This window comes from Amycolatopsis pithecellobii, from assembly GCF_009707865.1.
Taxonomy (GTDB): Bacteria; Actinomycetota; Actinomycetes; order Mycobacteriales; family Pseudonocardiaceae; genus Amycolatopsis_E; species Amycolatopsis_E pithecellobii.
The window spans coordinates 70861-87250 of the sequence record NZ_WMBA01000018.1; the positions used below are offsets into that span (position 1 = coordinate 70861).

The 16390-nt window shown below is 69.5% G+C and carries 15 protein-coding genes; 11 read left to right on the forward strand and 4 right to left on the reverse strand.

Annotated elements, in window-relative coordinates:
• Positions 1-5: 5 nt before the first annotated feature.
• Positions 6-1394, reverse strand: a complete 1389-nt coding sequence (locus GKO32_RS14405) for an MFS transporter (RefSeq protein WP_154757365.1) — start codon at positions 1392-1394, stop codon at positions 6-8.
• Between the two features lie 144 nt (positions 1395-1538).
• On the opposite strand from GKO32_RS14405, the gene GKO32_RS14410 reads away from it, so the two are divergent.
• The gene (locus GKO32_RS14410) at positions 1539-3314 is read left to right on the forward strand and encodes a helix-turn-helix domain-containing protein (protein ID WP_312867918.1); all 1776 of its coding nucleotides are present in this window, start codon (positions 1539-1541) and stop codon (positions 3312-3314) included.
• Positions 3315-3419: 105 nt separating this feature from the next.
• The gene (locus GKO32_RS14415; RefSeq protein ID WP_154757367.1) at positions 3420-4424 is read left to right on the forward strand and encodes a lysylphosphatidylglycerol synthase domain-containing protein; all 1005 of its coding nucleotides are present in this window, start codon (positions 3420-3422) and stop codon (positions 4422-4424) included.
• Between the two features lie 12 nt (positions 4425-4436).
• On the opposite strand, the gene GKO32_RS14420 is transcribed toward GKO32_RS14415, so the two are convergent.
• Positions 4437-4667 carry a hypothetical protein gene (locus GKO32_RS14420; RefSeq protein WP_154757368.1) on the reverse strand — a complete coding sequence of 77 codons (231 nt, stop codon included), beginning with the start codon at positions 4665-4667 and terminating at the stop codon, positions 4437-4439.
• A 200-nt stretch (positions 4668-4867) separates the two neighbouring features.
• Here GKO32_RS14420 and GKO32_RS14425 point away from each other — a divergent pair, with 200 nt between their 5' ends.
• A complete protein-coding gene (locus GKO32_RS14425) occupies positions 4868-5725 on the forward strand; it encodes a universal stress protein (protein ID WP_154757369.1) in 858 nt (285 codons plus the stop codon).
• Between the two features lie 44 nt (positions 5726-5769).
• Positions 5770-6396 (forward strand): CBS domain-containing protein, encoded by a 627-nt coding sequence (locus GKO32_RS14430; protein ID WP_246243702.1) that lies wholly within the window; start codon positions 5770-5772, stop codon positions 6394-6396.
• Positions 6397-6613: 217 nt separating this feature from the next.
• On the opposite strand, the gene GKO32_RS14435 is transcribed toward GKO32_RS14430, so the two are convergent.
• The gene (locus tag GKO32_RS14435) at positions 6614-8140 is read right to left on the reverse strand and encodes an AMP-binding protein (protein WP_312867919.1); all 1527 of its coding nucleotides are present in this window, start codon (positions 8138-8140) and stop codon (positions 6614-6616) included.
• Between the two features lie 392 nt (positions 8141-8532).
• Here GKO32_RS14435 and GKO32_RS14440 point away from each other — a divergent pair, with 392 nt between their 5' ends.
• From GKO32_RS14440 to GKO32_RS14470, 7 genes are read left to right on the forward strand one after another with little or no spacing between them, the layout of a single operon-like run.
• Entirely contained in the window at positions 8533-9831 is a 1299-nt protein-coding gene (locus GKO32_RS14440; protein ID WP_246243739.1) for an amidohydrolase family protein, read from the forward strand.
• Between the two features lie 26 nt (positions 9832-9857).
• Positions 9858-11210: an MFS transporter gene (locus GKO32_RS14445; protein WP_166459550.1), complete on the forward strand. Its 1353-nt coding sequence runs from the start codon at positions 9858-9860 to the stop codon at positions 11208-11210.
• 14 nt (positions 11211-11224) lie between these two features.
• Positions 11225-12160, forward strand: a complete 936-nt coding sequence (locus GKO32_RS14450) for an MBL fold metallo-hydrolase (protein ID WP_154757373.1) — start codon at positions 11225-11227, stop codon at positions 12158-12160.
• A gap of 12 nt (positions 12161-12172) precedes the next feature.
• On the forward strand, positions 12173-13087 hold the full coding sequence (locus GKO32_RS14455) for an SMP-30/gluconolactonase/LRE family protein (protein WP_154757374.1): 915 nt from the start codon (positions 12173-12175) through the stop codon (positions 13085-13087).
• Positions 13084-14031, forward strand: a complete 948-nt coding sequence (locus GKO32_RS14460; RefSeq protein ID WP_312867920.1) for a fumarylacetoacetate hydrolase family protein — start codon at positions 13084-13086, stop codon at positions 14029-14031. Before GKO32_RS14455 ends, GKO32_RS14460 begins: the two co-directional genes overlap by 4 nt.
• On the forward strand, positions 14028-14555 hold the full coding sequence (locus GKO32_RS14465) for a cupin domain-containing protein (RefSeq protein WP_154757375.1): 528 nt from the start codon (positions 14028-14030) through the stop codon (positions 14553-14555). Before GKO32_RS14460 ends, GKO32_RS14465 begins: the two co-directional genes overlap by 4 nt.
• The gene (locus tag GKO32_RS14470) at positions 14552-15400 is read left to right on the forward strand and encodes an amidohydrolase family protein (protein ID WP_154757376.1); all 849 of its coding nucleotides are present in this window, start codon (positions 14552-14554) and stop codon (positions 15398-15400) included. Before GKO32_RS14465 ends, GKO32_RS14470 begins: the two co-directional genes overlap by 4 nt.
• On the opposite strand, the gene GKO32_RS14475 is transcribed toward GKO32_RS14470, so the two are convergent.
• Positions 15397-16305: a LysR family transcriptional regulator gene (locus GKO32_RS14475; protein ID WP_166459551.1), complete on the reverse strand. Its 909-nt coding sequence runs from the start codon at positions 16303-16305 to the stop codon at positions 15397-15399. The two genes, GKO32_RS14470 and GKO32_RS14475, sit on opposite strands and share 4 nt — an antisense overlap.
• Positions 16306-16390 lie beyond the last annotated feature (85 nt).

Below are 16390 nucleotides of genomic sequence, written 5' to 3' on the forward strand. Positions count from 1 at the left end.
CCCCCTCAGCGGTAGAGCTGCGTGCCCGGGACGGCTTGCGGATCGTCGCGGATCTCCGCGGAGTTCGTTTCGGGCAGGAACCACGCGCTGGCAAAGGTGATCAGCCCCATGAGCATGATGTAGACGGCGACCGGCACGGTGCTCCCGGTCTTCGCGATGAGGGCGGTCATGAGGAACGGCGTGCCGCCGCTGACGATGATGGCGGAGAGCTGGTAGGCCAGCGAAGCACCCGAGTAGCGAACGGCGGGTGCGAACAGTTCGCCGAGGAAACTCGCGATCGGGCCGTAGGTGAGGCATTGGAAGACGAAACCCACCACCACCGCGACGAAGATCAGCGGCAGCGACGCGGTGTCGACGAGCCCGAAGTAGGGAAAGGCCCACACGGCGACGCCCAGACCACCGATCAGGATCAGCGGCCGCCGGCCGACCTTGTCCGAGATATGACCAGACCACGGGATGGTCACCAGCATCGCCACGGAACCGGCCAGCACGACCGCGAGCAGGGGATTGCGCTCGAGTCCGAGAGAACCCGTGCCATAGCTCAAAAGCCCGGAGATGCTGACGTAGAAAAGGCTGTTGGTGGCGGAAAGGAGCCCGCAGCCGAGCAGGATGGTGCCCCACTTGCTTCGGAGCACCTGTGCCAGTGGAGCCCGGACCACCGCGTTCTCCGACCGTGACGCCTCCCGTTGCAGCCGGCGAAATTCCGGGGTGTCCTCCACCTTGGCCTGGATGTAGAGCACCACCCCGAACATCACGACGCTGACCAGGAACGGGATGCGCCAGCCCCAGCTGAGGAAGGCGTCATCCGGCATCAGGCCACTGGCCGCCACGAAGATCAGGTTGGAGATGATCACGGCGACGGGAACGCTGGTCTGGCCGAAGGTTCCGGCGAAACCGCGCCGCTTGGCCCCGGCGGACTCGGTGAGCAGGAGCACGATGCCGCCCCACTGGCCACCGGCCGCGAGCCCCTGGATGAAGCGCAGTGTGACCAGCAGTATCGGGGCCAGCGCGCCGACGGTCGCGGCGCTGGGAAGGCAGCCGATCAGGAACGTCGCGGCCCCCATGAGCGCCAGGCAGGTGACGACGACCGGCTTGCGCCCGTATCGGTCCCCGAGGTGCCCGGCGAGCACGCCGCCGATCGGACGTGCCACGAAGCCTGCCCAGAACGTGCTGAAGGCAAGGAGGGTCCCCGTCAGAGCCGTGGCGTGCGGAAAGAACACATGCGGGAACACCAATGCCGCCGCGGTGCCGTAGAGGAAGAAGTCGTACCACTCGATGGAGCTTCCGATGAGTCCCGCGGCCAGCAGTTTGCGGAAGGCCCGGCGCGGGGCCGGGGACAAGCCGGCCTGAACGTGGCCCGGCTGTCCGTCGGGTTGGGTGAGGGGGGATGCCATGAATGCCGCCTTCGTCGGTAGCGCAGGCAGGTGACGGCGGTCATATTATGGCGCCGGGGCGCTGTGGTTGAGGTGTGTACCATCCACACCTCCCGCTGATTCGGTGGGTCTTTTGCCCACCTGATGCCGAGGAGGGATGGCACTGTGGCCGGCGACCCCGATGGCGAGCTGGAGCCGCACGCCCTCTTGCGCCGACAGCGCGAACTGGCGTCGTTGTATGCGACCGCCAAGTCGCTCACCGCGCTGGGCGGGCTCGATGAGGTGCTGCAGTCGATCGTCCACCACGCGCACGACCTGATCGGCACGGACTTCACGTACCTGTCGCTGGTCGGTGCGGACGGCAGACTGTCGGCCAGAGCATCGGAGGGAACGATCTCTCCCGCCTTCCTCGCCGCGGGTATCCCGGCCGGCGTGGGCCTCGGTGGCAAAGTGCTGGCGTCCCGCAGCCCGCACTGGGTGCGCAACTACGCCGCCGCGACCCTGATCGACCACGATCCGGGTTTCGACCGCCTGGTCGCGACCGAGGCGCTCGTCGCGCTCCTCGGTGTGCCACTGGTCATCCGGGGTGAAGCGGTGGGCGCCCTGTTCGCCGCGGACCGGTCGGAGCGCTCCTTCCGGGCCGACGAGATCGCGCTGCTCACCGCGTTCGCCGATCATGCCGCGGTCGCCCTCGACAATGCCCGGCTCTACGAGGCGAGCCGGAACGCCTTGCGGGAGCTACAGATCGCGTACCGCAAGATCGAGCGCGCCCAAGCAGTCCACGAAGCACTGACCGGTGTGGTGCTGGGCGGCGGCACACCGGGCGATGTGGCGCAGCTGCTCGCCGACCAGCTGGGCGGAAGCGTCACCCTCCTCGACCGGACCGGCGCCGCGCTCGTTCACCGGGACTCGGCGTCGAGTCCGTGCCGGACCCCTCCGGCGACCGAGCCGGCCGATACCGTCAAGGACACACCCCGCACGGCCCGTTGCACGACCTCGGTCGACACCGCCGGAGTCGCCCGCAGTACGGCGTCGATCCAGGCGGGCGACAGCTACCTCGGCGCACTGGTGTGGAGCCGGCAGGCCGTCGCGGATCACGGCGCCCCGGACGAGACGGACCTGCGAACTCTGGAGCGGGCCACCCACATCCTGGGGCTGCTCATCCTCAAGGAGCAGGCCGTCGCCGAGGCCAGTGAGCGGTTGAGCGGCGAACTCCTGACCGAGCTGATGGTCGGCAGCCCCGGGATCAGCCCGGCCCAGCGCACCCGCACCCGGGCCCGCCACATCGATGTCGACCGGCTGAACCTGGTCCTCGTGGCGGATTCTCCCGCGGTGTCGCCGACCGATCTTGCGCGCCATTTGCACGACATCGCACGGGAGCGCGCCGGACTGGCCGGCGAACATCTCGGCAGGGCCACGATGGTTCTCCACAGCACCGGCGACGACCACACCGTCGAGGAGGTCCATCACCGGCTGCGCCGCACGCTCGGCGGCCCCGTCGTCGTCGTGGGAGAACGGGCGGTCGAGCACGACTGGTCACGCGCCTTCTCGCTGGCCAGTCGCTGCGCCGCGGTGATGCGCGCGATCGGGCACACCGATGTGGGCGCCACGACGGGCCGATACGCCCTCTACGCGATGATCTTCGACACCGAACGGGTCGGCGAACTCGACCGTTTCCTCTCCGATTCGATCGGCTCGCTCCTCGACTACGACCGGCGGCGCGGGACCGATCTCGTGGACACCCTCAGTGCCTACTACCTGAACCGCGCCAACGTCGCGGCGACCGCCCGTGCGTTGCACATCCACGTCAATACGCTGCTCAAGCGACTGGACCGGGTGAGCACCGTGCTCGGTGCCGGCTGGCGCACCGAGAACGATCTGGAACTGCAACTCGGCCTCCGGCTGCACCAGCTCAGAACGATCGCGACGGCCCCGTCGTGATGGGGTCAGGTCGACGTTCCCCGGGGCGGAACGGTTTCGAAGGTCCCTGCTATCAGGGACCTCGAACCCTGTCGGTGTGGTGACGTCCGGCGTTTCGTCGTTTCGGTGACGACTCGACCGCCGAAACTGCGCTTGGTCCTCGACCTGGTGCTGGCAGCGGTGGGTATCGGCATCGCGGTCTGGCGGCTGGGCACGGTGACCCACGTCGAGGTGCGGCCGGTCGCCGTGCCGTGGGTGCTGGCCGCCATCGCGGGTGCGGTGATTTCGCTTGTCCTGTACGGCGAACTGCATCGGCGACTGCTGTGGGGCGCCGGGGCACGGGTGCCGGGACGGACCGTGCAGGCGGTCAACTTCGCCGGGAACGCGATCGCGCAGACGGTGCCGTCGGCGGGGACGACAGTGGGGTTGGCTTATCTGGTGGCTTCCCTGCGTGCCCGCGGTGCCGGCACGGCGGTGGCCCTGTGGTCCAGCACGGTCGCCGCCCTGCTTTCGGCCGCGGTGCTCGTCGTCTTCGCGCCCCTCGTTTCGGCCGGAACCGGCTTCCTGAGCTGGCGGGCGGCCGTGGCCCTCGCCGTGTTGATGGCGGGTTTGAGTGTGCTGGTGTGGCGGCTGCTCAGGAAACCTTCCGCGCTGCACGGGATCGCGCGGCACATCGTGGCGCTCGCCAGGCACCTGCCGGTGGTCCGCAGGCAGGACTGGGCGACGGCCGATCCGAACCCGCTCGAGACGCTCGCGGAGCGCGTCGCCGGGTTCCGGTTGCGTCGCCGCACCTGGGCTGCCGCGACGTCCTGCGCGGTGGCCAGCTGGGGAGCGGACTTCCTCGCCCTGGCCGCGTGCGTGGCGGCGACTGCCGACCGCCTGCCGTGGCCGGCCGTCGCGGTCGGATATCTCGCGGTGCAGGCGAGTATCGGGCTCCAGCTCACCCCGGCCGGTGCGGGGGCGGCCGAAGCGGGACTGCTCGCGGCGCTCACCGCGGGCGGACTGGGGGCCCCGGAAGCCGCCTTCGCCGTCGTGCTGTACCGCGCGATCACGTGGATCGGGCTCAGCGCCGCGGGCTGGGTGGTGTTCGCCGTCACCGGTGCGCTGCTGCGTCGCCCCAAAGCCGCGTGAGGACCTTCGCGCTCAGGTGCGGGCCATTTCGAGCAGCGTGTGCAGTTCGCCGATGGACAGATGTGTGCCTTGCCGCCGTGCGGCCGGGACTTCCGGCGGCTGGGGCCAGACCTCGGTGGCCTGCAAGCCGAGCATGTCCAGTAGCTCCTTGAGATCCGTGGCGTCATGGGCGTTTCTCGCGACGGTGCGGACGGCACGGGCGCGACGTTCAGCCTCTGGCATCTTCGGGTCTGGGATGTCCATGTGCCGATGCTCGCAGTGCGAAACACCCGGTCTCGCCTGGCCAAAGTCCGCAGTCGCGGGGACGTTGGGCGCCGCGATGGTCCCCGCGCAGGAGGGACCTTCGGCCCTGGGCGCTGCTACCGCAGTGCCCTTCGCCGGCGGGGTGGTCCGCGCGATGCTCGAGAGCAGCCATTCCTGAACGACAGTGGGGAGGAAAAATCATGAGCGGGGGCATCGTGGCCGGAGTGGATGGCACCCGTGCGTCGCTGCGGGCGGTGGCGTTCGCGGCCGAGGAGGCGGTGCTGCGCCATGAGCCGCTGTTCGTCGTCAACGGCTTCGGCATCCCCGACGCCTTCTACGGCGATGTGCTGCCGCCGAAGGGATGGCTGGACGCGCGGCGCGAGGAATCGCAGACCGTCGTCCGGGATGCGATGGCCGCGGCCGGGACACGGTATCCGGGAATGGAGATCGTGCAGGAGTCCAGTGTGGACGCTCCGATTCCGTTGCTGCTGCGGCATTCGGAGGAAGCGAGAATGGTCGTGCTCGGATCGGCCGGCCGTGGTGTGCTCGGCAACCTGCTGACCGGTTCGACCGCGTCCGCGTTGACGGCCCACGCGAAGTGCCCGGTGGCGGTGGTCCGCGGCGGGGACCGGCCGGACGCCCCGGTGGTGGTCGGCGTGGACGGCAGCCGGGCCGGTGAACCCGCGCTGGCGCTGGCTTTCGAGGAGGCGTCGCTGCATCAGGTCCCGCTGGTCGCTTTCCATGCGCGGCATGACGCCGAACCGGTCCACGGGTTCGCCGAGGCTCGCGGTGCGGAGACCGGCGTGCTGGCCGAAGCGCTCGGCGGGTGGCAGGAGAAGTTCCCGGAGGTGACGGTGGAGCGGGTCGCGGAAAAGGACCGGCCGCGGCATCGCCTCCTGGAGTGGAGTCGCACGGCGCGGCTGGTCGTGGTCGGCAGCCGTGGCCGCGGTGGGTTCGCCGGGCTTCTGCTGGGGTCGACCAGCCAGGCACTGGTGCAGCATGCGCGATGCCCCGTGCTGGTGGCCCGCACCGGATCAACGCCGGAACATCCCGAGTGACAAGGGTTTCCCGGGCCCGATCGAGGAGAGTGTGGAGGTAGGAGATGCGAACGCTGACTGTCGGCGAAGTCATGACGCGCGACGTGTGTGCGGTCCCGCCGGACGCCGAGTTCAAGGATGTCGCCGTGCTGATGGCCCGGCGGCAGATCAGCGCGGTGCCGGTCGTGGGTGCGGACGGCACGCTGCTGGGTGTGGTGTCCGAGGCGGATCTGCTGCCCACCGAGGCGTTGCCGCGGCATGCCCGCCGCGGCCGGCAGCACAAGGCGGAGGCAACACGGGCACGGGAGCTGATGACCGCGCCCGCCCGCACGATCGAGATCGGGGTGTCGCTGCCGGTCGCGGCGGGCGAGCTGGCCGCATCGGGGTTGCGCCGGCTGTTCGTTGTGGACGGTGGGCGGCTGGTGGGTGTGCTGGCCCGGCGGGATCTGCTGGGTGTGTTCCGGCGTGCGGACGAACAGATCAAGGCCGAGATCGAGACCGAGGTGTTCGGGCAGACCCTGCTCGCGTCACCGGACTGCTATTCGGTGACCGTGCGGGGCGGGCAGGTGCTGTTGCTCGGCCGGATCGGTCGCCGTAGCGAGGTCGCGGCCGCCGGCGAACTCACCGCACTGGTGCCCGGAGTCGTCGAGGTATGCAACCGCCTCGACTACGTATGGGACGACGACCGATAGCCACCCACCAGCAGGAGCGCGCGAGTTGCGCGTTGGGCGTGCGCGAGTTGCGTGTTGGGTGTGCGCGAGTTGTGCGTTCCGGTCGCACGGAACGTTCAACTCGCGCGTCGTGAACGTTCAACTCGCGGGGCTCGAACGTTCAACTCGGTCGCACGGAAAGCGCAACTCGCGGGGCTCGAACGCGCAACTCGCGGGGCTCGAACGTTCAACTCGCGCGTTAGTTCACTTTGCGTTCCAGGCCTTGCCAATACGGTTCGCGCAGCTTGAACTTCTGGATCTTCCCCGTCGCGGTGCGCGGCAGCGCGTCGAGGAATTCCACGCGCTTCGGGCATTTGTATCCGGCAAGGTACTGGCGGCAATGGGCGATGACCTCCTCCGCGGTCAGGGGCGAGCCGTCGGTGACGACGATCGCCGTGACCAGTTCGCCCCATTTCTCGTCCGGAATACCGATGACCGCGGCCTCCCGCACCGCCGGGTGTGAACTCAGCGCATCCTCCACTTCGATCGAGGTGACGTTCTCCCCACCGCTGATGATCACGTCTTTCTTGCGGTCCGCGATCGTGAGGTACCCGTCGGTGAACTCCCCGCCGTCGCCGGTGTGGAACCAGCCGCCCTCCTGGACCCGGGCGGTCTCCTCGGGATTGCGCCAGTAACCGTCGAGGTTGTGGTTGGACTGGGCCAGCACCTCGCCGTCGGCATCGACGGAGATCCGCACACCCAGCGCCGGAACGCCGGCCCGGCCCAGCAGACGCGCCTGTTCGCGGTCGTCGAGGTCTGTCCATTCCGAACGCATCCGGTTGACGGTCAGCAGTGGCGCCGTTTCGGTGAGCCCGTAGATCTGGATGAACTCCCAGCCCAGTTCCGCGCGCACCCGCTGGATCGTGCGGGTCGGCGGGGGCGCGCCGGCGACGACGATCCGCACCCGGTCACGTCCGGGAACCTCGCCCTGCCACGTCTTGGCGGCGTCGAGTACGGCCGCCACCACGGCGGGGGCGGCGCACAGCAACGTGACGCCGTGCCGGTCGATCCGGCGGAGGATCTCGGCACCGTCGACCTTGCGCAACACGATGTGCCGGCCGCCGAGGCCGGTCACGGTGTAGGGCATGCCCCAGCCGTTGGCGTGGAACATCGGCAGCGTGTGCAGCAGGACGTCGTTGTCGGTGACCGCGGTGTGCAGACCGAATACCGCCGCGTTGAGCCAAAGATTGCGATGAGTCAGCTGCACGCCTTTCGGCCGGGCGGTGGTGCCGGAGGTGTAGTTGAGCGTCGCGGTCGCCGACTCGTCCCCCGCCCATTCCGCCGGTTCGCCGGTGCTTTCGAACAGGACGTCGTCACTATCGCCGAGCACGTAAGTATGTTTCGCGCTCACAGTCTCCAGCAGCCCCTTCAGTTCGGGGTCCACGAGCAGTACTTCGGAGCCGGAATGCTCGACGATGTAACGCACTTCGGCCGCGGACAGCCGGAAGTTGACCGGGACCAGCACCCTGCCCCAGCCGGACACGCCGAAGAAGGAAGTCAGCAACCGGGCCGAGTTGTGCGACACGATCGCGACCCGGCCGCCCGCCGGCACTCCGAGCGTGTCGAGGTGGGCGGCCTGCGCCCGCGCCCGGCGGGCGAGTTCGCGGTAGGTCAGCGCACCCCACGAAGCCGCGGGCTGATCCGGTTCGTCGACCACGCCCACCCTGTCCGGGTACACCGTTTCGGCCCGGTCGAGGAAGTCACGTATGCCCAAATCGAAGAACACGGCTCGCTCCGTTGTGGTCGGTCCGGCAGGGGGTCTTCCGGGTGATCCGAGCATAACGCCCCGAAGAAAATTGCGGAAGACTATTTTCCGGAATGCGCGGAAAGTGTATTCCTTTGAGGAATAAGCATATCGCTCATTGGCATTTGAGTCCCTCTTCTCCGGGCTGTTAGCCTTGCGCTGCCGCCGGATCGGCGTCCACGGACGGGCGGCAATGTTTCGGGCATCGGGGCCCGAATCCATCGAATCGAGGTTTCATGAGCGCTGATGCGAATTCTGCGCCTGACGCAGCCGCGGCCCACCGTTTCCAGGCGCTTCTTGAGGAGCATGCCGGTGGCGGCCCAGCGGGGGGCACAAACCAGCAGATCCTCCTCCGAGGTGGATCCGTGCTGTCGATGGACAGCGCGGTGGGCGATTTCGCGACCGGTGACGTCCTGATCGTCGGCGACCGCATCGCCGAAGTCGGTGCCTCGATCTCCGCGCCGGAGGCCGTCGTCGTCGACGCGCGAAACCACATCGTCATGCCTGGCTTCTGCGATCCGCACATCCACTGCTGGGAAGGATCGCTGGGCCGGCTCATCCCCGAGAACATCCCGCAGACCACCGAGGATGCCATCGGTGGGGCGCCGGAGTCAGGGCGCAGTTACATGTACAGCGCCCACCGCCTGTTCGCGCCGGCGTGCCGGCCCGAGGACATCTACGCGGGCACCCTGGCCACCCTGCTGGCCGCGCTCAACGGCGGGATCACCACCGTCGTCGACAACATGCACAACGCGCGCTCCCCCGAGCATTCGGACGCGGGCGTCGAGGCGCTGCTCGAATCCGGGGTGCGCGGTATCCACGCGGTGGGCCGTCCGCGTTCCGGCGAGTGGGCCGGCACATTCCCGGCGGACGCCCGCCGGCTGCGGGACCGCTATTTCCGCGGCGACGACCAGTTGTGCACGATGCGCCTTTACGCGCCCGGATCCGACGATCTCACCGAGCTTTTTCCCGTTCGCAAGGAACTCGATCTGTGGTTCTCCTTCGACAGCGGAATCGAAAAGCAAAATCTCGCCGCGCTGTACGAGAATGGATCGTTCGACGGGCGGGAAGCGATCAACCACGCCAATTTCCTCTCGGCCGGACAACGGCAGATCGTGGTCGACAACGGCGCTCACGTCAATGTCTGCCCACGCATCGAATCGCAATTCCGGTACGGCCGGATCCCGTACGGTGAGTGGGTCGAGCAGGGGCTGCGTCCGGGCCTGAGCAACGACAACCCGATGACGTATGCGATCGACATGTTCGCCGAGATGCGGGCGCTCTACCAGTTGCAGCGGGTGGACCAGCACCGTTCCGGGTCGGCCGCGGCGTCGTTGCGCGAGATTCTGTTGTCCGCGACGCAGCAGGGCGCGAACAACTGCGGGGTCGGCGATATCGCCGGCTCGCTCACGCCGGGCAAGAAGGCCGACGTCGTCCTCGTCGACACGCTCAGGCCGCACCTGTTCCCGCGGAACAACGTGCTGGCCACGGTGGTCCAGGGCGCCGGCGTGGAGTCCGTCGACGCCGTCCTGGTCAACGGCCGGATCGCGAAATGGGACGGTCGCCTGATCGGCGTCGACCTGAACCGCGCCCTGCGCCGCGTGCAGGAATCTCACGACTACCTGATCGGCGCCGTCAACTGGCCCTACGCCGCCGTGGACTTCGAGGACTAGTTACTCATCAGAAGGATGTGCTCGCAATGACGCAGTCATCTTCACCCGAGGCGGCCAGGAGAGCCAGGCGGAACGTCCGCTTGGGCTCGCTGGGCGCCGCCCTGGAGTACTACGACTTCGTCGCCTATCTCTACGTGGCGACCCTGATCGGAAAGGCCTTCTTCCCGGCGGACCTTTCGCCGACCGTGCGATTGGTCCAGACCCTTGCTCTCTACTCGACCGGGCTGCTGATCAGGCCGGTGGCCGGGATCATCATCGCCAGGGTGGCCGACCGGGTCGGACGGAAGCGGCTGTTCATCTTCACCGTCGCCCTGATGTCGGTGGCCACCTTGCTGATCGGGGTCCTGCCGACCTACGACCAGGTGGGCTGGCCGGCGCCGGTGCTGCTCCTGCTCCTGAGGCTCGCCCAGGGATGTGCGGTCGGCGGTGAGCTGCCCGCCGCCGCGGTGTTCGTCACCGAGCACGCTCCGCCGGGCGGTGTGGCGCGGGCGGGCGCGTTCCAGCAGATGACGGCCTACAGCGGCTTCCTCCTCGGCGCCGGGGCGGGGTTCTTCTCCGGCCTGGTGGCGACCCACCTGACCCCGGGCGCCCCGTCGCTCGCGTGGCGCCTCCCGTTCATCATCGGCGGCGTCCTGGGGTTCGTGTCCCTCTACCTGCGCCGCCGGCTCGACGAGACGCCCGAGTTCGTCCGCGAGCAGGGCGAAGGAGCGCGGCGCCCCTCGGCACCGGTCCGTCAGGTGCTCGCCGAACACCGGCCCGCGGTGCTGTTCGCCGTCCTCGTCGTCTTCGCCTTGACGCTGGTGAACGTCACGTACTTCAACTACTGGCCGACCTACCTCCAGACCACGCTCCACTACCCGGCGACGACATCGCTCGCGGCCAGTCTCGTGGCGATCGCGGGGGCGATGGCGGCGATGCCGGTCTGGGGTCTTGTCGCCGACCGGTACGGCTGGCGCACGATGCTGCTGTGGGCCGGCCTGTCGTCGGCGGCGACCACGGTGCTGCTGCTGGTCGTTCTGCCCGGGCTGCCACCGGGATCCGGCCTCGCGGTGTGGATCCAGCTGCCCGCGGCGATGACGGCTGGCGGGATCGCGGCGGCCGTCCCGAGCCTGATCTCGGCGATCTTCCCGACCGAGGTGCGCCAGACCGGCTATTCGGTGCCCTACAACATCGTCGTCGCGCTCCTCGGCGGTTTCCTCAACCTGATCCTGGTGTGGCTGGTGGCGACCGTCGGCACCGGCGCCCCGATGTACGTCGTGCTCGCCGCCTGCGTCCTGACGGTCGCCGCCGCCCTCGTCGTCGGTGGGATCCGCCTCTACCTCGGCCGGGGAGCCCGGCCGGCGCAGGAAATCCCGGTCCGGGCGGGGCTCGAACAGTGAGGGAAGGGGACGCGATGGCCTGGGTGCCGTATTCGCGAGGGCTGCACCACGTGGCCGAGGGCTGCTGGGCGTGGCTCGAACCGCCCGGTACCTGGGGGATGAGCAACTCGGGTCTGGTCACGATCGGGGGCGAGACGCTCGTCGTCGACACGCAGATCGACCCGCCCCGGGCGCGTGCTCTCCGTGCGGCGGCCACCGGCGTCGCCGAGGAGATCACCACGGTCGTCAACACGCATGACGACGGCGACCACTGGTTCGGGAACCTCGTCTTCGAAGACGCCCGGATCCTCGCGACCACGGCGGCATCGGACGCGATGCGGACGATGCCGATGGACCCGCGGCGACTGGGCGAAATCGGCGGCGAAGGGACGGCGCTGCGCCGCTGGTCCCAGTGGCGCGCAGAGGTCTACGACTACGAGGGCTGGCGGCCGGCCTATCCGACCGAGACGTTCGACGGGTCCCTCACGGTCAAGCTCGGTGACGGCACGGTCGAACTCCACGAGGTGGGGCCCGCCCACACCCGCGGTGACGCCATCGTGCATGTGCCGGCCGCCGGTGTCGTCTTCACCGGCGACATCCTGTTCCACCGGGCGACGCCGATCGTGTGGGCGGGGCCGGTGTCGAACCACATCGCGGCCTGCGACGTGGTGCTCGGGCTCGACGCCGCGGTCGTGGTCCCCGGGCACGGACCGGTGGCGAGCGGGGCGGCGGTCCGCGAGACCCGGAACTACCTTGTCCACTTGCTGGAACACACCCTTCGGCACGTCGAAGCCGGTGCGCCGCCGGAGGTCGCATACCGCACCTTCGACCCCGGCGAATACCGGCTCTGGCCCCACACGTCCCGTGCCTTCCCGACGATCCAGGCGATCTACGCCGAGCACCGGCCGGATCTCGCCGGCTTGTCGTGGGCGGAGACGATGGAGATCGTGCTCGCCGGAGACGCCGAATGAAGGGGGACTGACATGACCGAGTTCGACGTCGTGCTGCCCGGGCGGTCCTTCCTCGAAGGGGCGCGGTGGCGAGACGGACGGATCTGGGTCGCCGACTGCTATGCCCGCGAAGTGGTCAGCGTCCGCGAGGACGGATCGGACCAGCGAGTCGAGGCGATCGTCGAGGGACAGCCGTCGGGTATGGGGTTCCTGCCCGACGGACGCCTGCTCGTCGCCTCCATGCTCGACAACCGCATCGTGCGCCGGGAGTTCGACGGCTCGCTGGTCACCCATGCCGATCTGAACGGGCCGGCGAAGAGCGAGATCAACGACATGGCGGTCGACCCGCTGGGCCGCTGCTGGGTGGGCTGCTTCGGATTCGACCTGACGAACGGGGCGGCCTACGAACCGGCGCCGCTGATCCGGGTGGATCCGGACGGCGCGGCGGCGGTCGTAGCCGACCGGCTGGGCTTCCCGAACGGGGTCACCTGCGACGGGAAGGTCCTGGTCGTCGCGGAGACCTTCGCGGCCAGGCTCACCGCGTTCGACGTCCTGGGCGACGGTTCCCTAGGCCGGAGGCGAGTGTGGGCGAAGTTCGGCGAGGAGCCCGAAGGCACTGACGGTTTCGCGAGGTTCAACGCCGTGGACGTGGCGCCCGATGGGGTCGGCGAGCCCGACGCGGAGGGCGCGATCTGGGTCGCCGACGCCACCCATCACCGGGCGCTGCGGGTCGGCGAGGGCGGTGCCGTGCTCGACGAGGTCGTGGTCGGCGACGCGCAAGTGTTCGCCGTCGCGCTCGGTGGGGCTGACGGCCGGACCCTGTTCCTCGCCGTCTCGCCGAACCACTTCAAGACCGAGCGCGAGCACACCCGCGACTCGATCCTGCTGTCGCGACGGGTCGGCGTGCCGTTGGCCCGGACGGTGAAGAAACTGGAGGAGAAGTTGTGAAGTGGGTTAGTTACGAGGCCGGCGAGGGCGTCCGCACGGGGGTGATCGACGGCGAGTCCGTGCGCGGGCTGGCCGCGGGCACGACCCTGGAGGCGCTCATCGAGGGCGGGAGCCTCGCCGAAGCCGGGGACGATGCGCGCCACGCGCCGGCGGAAGTCCGTGCGCTGGACGAAGTCCGGCTGCTCGCGCCGCTGCGCCGTCCGCCTTCGGTGCGGGACGGCCTGTGCTTTCTCGAGCACCTCCGCAACTGTTATCGGGCGCTCGGCAGGGACGGCGCGCTGCACCCGGTGTGGTCGCACAGCCCGACGTTCTACTTCGCCAACCGGGACGCGATCGCCGGGCCGTACGACGACGTCCCGATCGCCCCGGGCTCGACGATGTTCGACCTGGAGCTGGAGGTCGGGGCGGTGATCGGCCGCGGTGGCCGGGACCTGCACCCGGATCGCGCCGAGGAGCACATCGTCGGCTATACGCTCTTCAACGACTGGACCGCGCGGGACCACCAGGTCGTGGACCTGACGCAGGGCATCGGCCAGGCGAAAGGCAAGGACTGCGCGATCACGCTCGGCCCGGCGCTGGTCACGGTCGACGAACTGGAGCCCTATCGCCGTGACGGGAGGCTCGCTTTCGAGCTGTCCGCGACTGTCAACGGCGAGGAGCTGACGCGCGGCACCCTCGACCAGATGGACTGGACCTTCGGCCAGCTCCTCGCCTATGCGTCGCGGGGGACCGAGCTCACGCCGGGTGCGGTGATCGGGTCCGGCACCGTCCCGCGCGGCTGCCTGCTCGAGCACGTCGACACCCCGGATCCGGCCGATTTCACGCGCTGGCTCCAGCCGGGAGACGTGGTGAGCCTGCGCGGCGAGGGGCTGGGGGAGACCCGGCAGACCGTGACGAAGGGGATCGACGTCATCCCGCTGGGTCCGCCCCGGGTGGTCCGATGACTTTCCGCTTCCGGCGGGTCGTGACCGGCCATTCCGCCGAGGGGAAGGCCGTCATCGGATCGGACGAGGTGGTCACTTCGGAGCCGCGGCTGCCCGGTTACGAGGCGAAGGTTGTCTGGTGCACGGGCCGGTTTCCCGCGAGCAACGACGAGGACGGCGACGGCACGCCCGGTCCGAAAGGCTCGCGCGTGCTGTTCCGCATCGCGGAGTTCGATCCCGCCGAACCCGGGCAGCCGAACATGCATCGCACCGAGACCCAGGATGTCGCCGTGGTGCTCTCCGGGCAGCTCGACATGGTGCTCGACAGCGGTGAGGTGGTCGAACGGCTGAAACCCGGTGACGTGCTCGTGCAGCGGGGAACCATGCATTCGTGGGTGCCGCGCGGCGAGGAACCGGTCCGGGTGCTGTTCGTGCTGATGGACGCGGTCGGCGTCCGGATCGCCGGCGACGTCCTGCGCGAGGATCTGTCGGTGTTCGGCGGGCAGGTGTCGCCGATGCCGCCGGGTGGGCAGGAGCCGGAGTGAGTCCCGTGCCCTACACCGCGGTGGACATCCACGCCCACCACGTCGGACCGGACGTCCGGGCGCGGCTGGGCGAGATGGACCGGGTGGGCCTGTCCCACCAGGTGATCTCCCCGGTACCGGCGGCCATGGAGCAGGCCTGGCTCGACGATCCCGGCTACGCCCGCGCCGTCAACGACTCGATCGCGGAAGCCTGTGCCGCCGCGGGAGGACGGCTACTGGGCCTCGGCTGCCTGCCCGCGGCCGATCCGGTTGCCGAGCTGGACCGGTGCCTGAGGATGGGGCTTCGCGGTGTGGAGATCGGCACCCGGATGGGAAAGTCCAGTTTGGACTCCCCGGAGCTGGCCCCGGTGTGGGCCGGCTGCGAGGGCGCCGGCGCGAGCGTGTTCGTCCATCCGGTCGCCCGGGGCCGGGGTGTGCTGTGCCGTGCCGATCCGGCGCTCGAACTCGGACTGGGCATGCCCGTTGACACGGCCGCCGCGGCGTCCGCCCTCGTCTTCGGCGGAGTCCTGGCGCGCCATCCCCGCCTGCGGATCGCCCTCGCCCACGGCGGTGGCGCCTTCCCGGGCATCTACCCGCGCCTGCGGATGGTGACGGGCGGTCCTCCCGAGCAGTGGGACGAGCTGGTCCGGCTGCTCTACATCGACACGCTCGTCCTCGATCCCGGGCTGCTCCCGGTCCTCGCGCATCGCTTCGGCACGGACCGGCTGCTCCTGGGAACCGACAGCCCTTTCCTGCCGGACCGGCTGGACGAGGCCGTGCGGATCGTCACGACTGGTCTCCCGGATACGGCGGACATGGCGGTGCGCAACGCGCTCGCCTACCTCGGCCTCGCCGCGGCGGTTTAGGCCGGATGACACCGCCGCAGCTCGGTGAACTCGCCGAGCCGCTCCCGGACCATCTCGACGACGGACCGGACCGCGGGCGGGAGCCGCCGTCCCGCGCGGGTCGCCGCCACGAGCTTCCGTTCCAGGATCGGGTTGAACCCCACCGCCGCCAGTACGCCGCGGTCGAGGTCCGCCTGGATGAACGTGTACGGCAGCACCGAGCAGTACTCGCCGCGCGCGACGAGATCCCGGACCAGGTGCAGGGAGTCGATCCCGGACCCGCTGTGCTGGGCGACGCCCGCGAACTCCGGCCTGCTGTGCAGGAGGTCGCGGAACCCCGGCGTCAGTGCGAGCCGCAGCGACCCGATCGTGTCCGGGGTGGCGTGCTCACCGACTCCGGCGAGGGTGGCCTCGGTCCCGGCGAGCAGCATCTCGTCGGAGCCGACTTCGACGGCCGACAGGTGCCGGGTCGCATACGAGGACAGGGTGAACACCCCGAGGTCGAGCCGGTCCTCTTCCAGCCATTCCGCGAGGAACATGGGCAGGGCCTCGACGATCTCGATCCGGGTGTGCGGGAACTCGTCGGCGAACCGGCGCTCCAGGTGCCCGGCCAGCGCGGGAACCAAGGACGGCGAGAGGCCGAGGGTGACCGTCTCCGTCTGCGCCGCGGCCGCCTCCCGGACAGCCGAGCCGATGTCCTCCACGTAGCCGAGGAAGGTATGGGACATCTCGTCGAGACGGCTGCCGGCGAGCGTGGGCCGGACGCCCTCGGGGAGCCGCACCAGCAGGTCGACCCCCAGCTCACGCTCGAGCGCCTTGATCTGCTTGCTCAATGCGGGCTGGCCGATGTGCAGCTTGCGGGCGGCCCGGCTGAAGCTCCCCTCCCGAACGATCGCCGTGAAGTACTGGATCTGCCGGATTTCCATCCCGCCACCTCGGTTTCGCAAAGACGAGTGCATCAAGGATCCTCCGCGATGAAGGGTGGGCGGGAGAAGCCCTGGAGCCTGCGGT